The 3,896-nt window shown below is 66.6% G+C and carries 3 protein-coding genes; 2 read left to right on the top strand and 1 reads right to left on the bottom strand.

Going from position 1 to position 3,896, the window contains the following annotated elements:
• Window positions 1-3 precede the first annotated feature (3 nt).
• Window positions 4-423: a nickel-responsive transcriptional regulator NikR gene (nikR, locus tag NTX40_01910; protein MCX5647840.1), complete on the bottom strand. Its 420-nt coding sequence runs from the start codon at window positions 421-423 to the stop codon at window positions 4-6.
• A 211-nt stretch (window positions 424-634) separates the two neighbouring features.
• On the opposite strand from nikR, the gene ispG reads away from it, so the two are divergent.
• On the top strand, window positions 635-1,777 hold the full coding sequence (ispG, locus tag NTX40_01915; GenBank protein ID MCX5647841.1) for a flavodoxin-dependent (E)-4-hydroxy-3-methylbut-2-enyl-diphosphate synthase: 1,143 nt from the start codon (window positions 635-637) through the stop codon (window positions 1,775-1,777).
• 367 nt (window positions 1,778-2,144) lie between these two features.
• On the top strand, window positions 2,145-3,824 hold the full coding sequence (locus tag NTX40_01920) for a LamG domain-containing protein (protein MCX5647842.1): 1,680 nt from the start codon (window positions 2,145-2,147) through the stop codon (window positions 3,822-3,824).
• Window positions 3,825-3,896: the final 72 nt, after the last annotated feature.

Here is a 3,896-nt window from a genome sequence, read left to right on the forward strand (position 1 = left end):
CGGCTAAACAAGGTCCTCGCCCGTCGTCGCCACGAGGCGCCCGTGCTTCACGCCCCTCGCGGCAATCAGGCGGTCCGCCAGCCGCTGAACCTCCTGAGGCTTGCCGTTCAGCACGATCACCTCCAGGCACATCCGGTGCGACAGGTGGACGTGCATCGTCGAGTGGACCAGGCCGTGGTGGTCGTGCTGGAGGCTCACGAGCCGCTCCGCGAGTTCCCGCACGTGATGGTCGTAGATGAGTGTGAGTGTGCCGACGACGGGCCCGCTTTCCTTCTCCCAGGCCTCGCGGACCTGCTCGGCCCGCACGAGATCGCGCAGGGCCTCGCTTCGGCTCGTGTACCCGCGCCGGACCACGATGCCGTCGAGGACCTTCAGGAGCCGCTCGTCCATCGAAACACCGAAACGGACCAACGTGCCGCTCATGACCCGCCCTCCTTTGCCGATAGCACATCCTACAGAAGAGTGCTACTCGTGTCAAGCGGCATCTTCCGCCGGGGTGTGCCAAGATTTTCTGGCATTTGCCGAGGCCGCGATACGTGCCTGGTGTGGCACGGCCGGTCTTGCCCGGCCGTGCGCACGGGCTTGAGCCGTGCGGCCTTGACAGGTCCGCCGTCTGCCCAAGATAATGACGCCCATGGCGGGCGACAAACGATTCGCGAGGCGTCCGAGCCGGGCGGTCCACGTCGGCCCCGTGCCGATCGGCGGCGCCCACCCCGTCAGCATCCAGTCCATGACGACCACGCACACGCGCGACGTGAGGGAGACGCTGGCTCAGATTCGGCGCCTTGCGGCCGCAGGGTGCGATCTCGTGCGCGTCGCGGTCCCTTCGCTTTCCGACGCCGACGCCCTGGCGGAACTCGTCCGGTCCTCGCCGGTCCCCCTGATTGCCGACATTCACTTCACCACGTCGCTCGCGCTCAAGGCCCTCGATGCGGGCGTCGCCAAGGTCCGCCTCAATCCGGGCAACATCGACGATCCGGACGGCCTGCGCCGGGTGCTCGCGCGGGCGGCGGAACTCGGCCGGCCCATCCGTTTCGGCGTCAACTCCGGCAGCGTCCGCGGCGCGCGCCGCCCAAAGCCCCACCTTGAGCGAAGCGAAAGGTGGGGACGCCGTTCGAGCCGCCCGCTTCGCGGATGCAGGGACCTCGCACGCCTCATGGTGGACGTCCTCATGGAATGGGTCCGCAAGGCCGAGACCGAAGGCTTTCGCGACCTGGTGCTCTCGGCCAAGGCGTCCGACGTGCCGACCACGCTCCAGGCCTACCGGCTGCTGGCCGAGGCCTGCGACCTGCCGCTTCACCTCGGCATCACCGCCGCCGGGCCGATGGACGAGGCCCGCACCCGTTCGGCCATCGTCCTCGGGACGCTTCTGTCGGAAGGCATCGGCGACACCGTGCGAGTGAGCCTGACGGGCTCTTCCGTGAACGAAGTCCTCATGGCCCAGGAAATCCTCGCCGAACTGGGTCTCCGCCCGCGGCTGGGCATCCGCATTCTTTCATGTCCGACGTGCGGCCGGTGCGAGGTGGACCTCATCGGACTGGTCGAGGCGCTTAAGGCCCGCACCCGCGACGTCCTCGAACCGCTGACCGTGGCCGTCATGGGGTGCGTCGTGAACGGTCCGGGCGAGGCGGTCGAAGCCGACGTCGGCGTGGCCGCCGGAAAGGGCCACGGCATGCTTTTCCGCGAGGGCAAAGCCCTCCGCAAGGTCCCGGAAAAAGACCTCCTCGACGCCCTGCTCGATGAGATCCGCACCCTGGCCGAATCGCGGTCCGATTGACCGCCGAGGGATCTCGCCTTGGTCATTGTCGTTTGCCGTTTGCTGTCGCCATTCCCCCATTCCTGCCTTTCTCTGCGTCCTCGGCGTGCTCTGCGTTGAAGGGTGTGCCGTTTCGCCAGCCGCCGTTACTTCGGCACTACGTTACTCCGTCACTACGTTACTCGTTGTTTCCCTATTGCTCCCCTGGTATAATGATTCGTGCCTTGACCGTGAAAGACATCCTCGACGAGGAGATCGCCAAAAAACTTGCATAAGGCTCTTTGACGCTCCTCTCCCCTTGTCCCGGCGCGCCGGGACTCGACGGGGCGGTGGTGTTCGTGCAACAGGCTCTGGATACGCCGTAGCCGCATAAAGGCGAGGGACGATCGTGCGCCGACTCCTGATCCCGGCGGGAATCCTGGTGCTGGTGTTCGGCGTGCCGGCCCTGGCGTCTGCGCCCGCCCAGCCCCCCTCCCGAGTGGCCGATGCCGACGACCAAGCCAAGGCCATCTTCCGCAAGGACATCGCTGCGGCCAAGGCGACGCGAAGCGCGGCCGACGACATCGACGTGGCGCGGCGGATGGTGGCCTTTGCACGTAAACCGGATCAGCCCCCCGACCTCGCCATCTGGGTCCTGGAGGAGGCCGCCCAACTGGCTGCCAAGGCCCTCGAGGGTTACCCGGTGGCCGCAGAGGCCTTGGAACTCCTGGCGTCGCGCGCGCCCGAACGCGCCGCCGACGCTCGGGCCCGGGCGATCGATCTGTGGCAGAAGGTGTATCGGGCCGGCCGCGCCGAGGAGCAGGCCAAGGCCGGGCAGCGCCTGGTCGATCTGCTCGCCGCCCAGGGGGCCGAGGAATCGCACGCGATGGACTACGGCAAGGCGGCGGCGACGTACCTGAGGGCCTTCGACATCGCCGAGGCCCTTGATTTGCCCGAGGCCCGTGCTCTCCAGTCGCGGCTCGCCCAGGCGAAGACACGCATGCGCATCAAGCCTGAGGTGGACCGGCTGACGGCCCACCTGGCGGAGAAGCCGGACGACGTCGAAGCCCGCGACCGGGTCGTGCGGCTCTTCCTCGTGGAACTCGACGCCCCGGAGCAGGCCGGCAAGTACCTGGCGGTCGGCGCCAATGACCTGGAAAGCAAACTCATCCTGCTGGCCGGCATGACCATCGGGCGACTTCCGGAAGCCGCACTCCTGAAACTCGGCCAGTGGTACGCGAGCCTCGCGGCCAAAGCGGGGCCGGCCGCGGAGGAGGCCATGCTCCTTCGCGCCAAAATGTATTACGAGGTGTTCCTCGAAAAGCACGCCGTAGTCGATGCGCTGCGGGCACAGGCCCAGGCCGGCCTCCTGGCCGTTGCCGACGCCCTCGAAAAGTTCAAGCCGAAACCCAAACTGCCGCCCGGCGCCGTCCTCGTTCTCACCTTCAGCCGCAACACGTTCTTCGTAAGCAATAATACATCGTACGTCCGCGACCTGAGCGGGCTGGGCAACCACGGCACGGTCCACGGCGGCGCAATCGAGGGCGGGCCCGTCGGCGACGCCCTCCGCTTCGACGGAAAGGCCGACTCCATCGATTTCGGAAGCCCCCCGTCGCTCAAGATCACCGGCAGCATGACAGTTTCGCTGCGGCTGATGCCTTCGCGGCTGATGGTGCGGCAGAATCCGTTCGCCAAGGCCTACGGCGGCGAGGGAACCATGACGCTCGAACCCGACGGCCGGATCAACTTCTACTACGGCCGGGGCGGCGGCAATGTCGATCCCTACGTCAGCATCGCCATGACCAAGCCCCTGAACGTCGGCCAGTGGGCACATCTGGTGCTCGTCCGGGACTTCGAAAAAAAAACAATCGCCTGGTACAAGAACGGGGTCAAAACTGACCAGCAGAAGACTGCTTACGACTCCTCGGTCGCCTCGCAGTTGCCGCTGCGACTGGGCAGCGGCTACGTCGAGAACAACTTCGGAGGGCTGATCGACGAGGTCGCGGTCTTCGCCAGGGCCCTCTCCGAGAAAGAGATCCAGTGCCTGTTCGAACTCGGCAAGAAGGGCCAAGCCCTGGACCGGAGATGAACGGCGGAATCGGCCCCCCCGTTCAATCTGAAATCTCCAATTTCCAATCTGCAATCACCCCCGCGCGCCGTT

The sequence above is a fragment of the Planctomycetota bacterium genome (genome assembly GCA_026387035.1).
Classification (GTDB): domain Bacteria; phylum Planctomycetota; class Phycisphaerae; order FEN-1346; family FEN-1346; genus JAPLMM01.

Bases quoted from the DNA above. Each gene is read 5' to 3' on its own strand.
- nikR (MCX5647840.1), bottom strand. From the start codon at position 423: ATGAGCGGCACGTTGGTCCGTTTCGGTGTTTCGATGGACGAGCGGCTC.
- ispG (MCX5647841.1), top strand. From the start codon at position 635: ATGGCGGGCGACAAACGATTCGCGAGGCGTCCGAGCCGGGCGGTCCAC.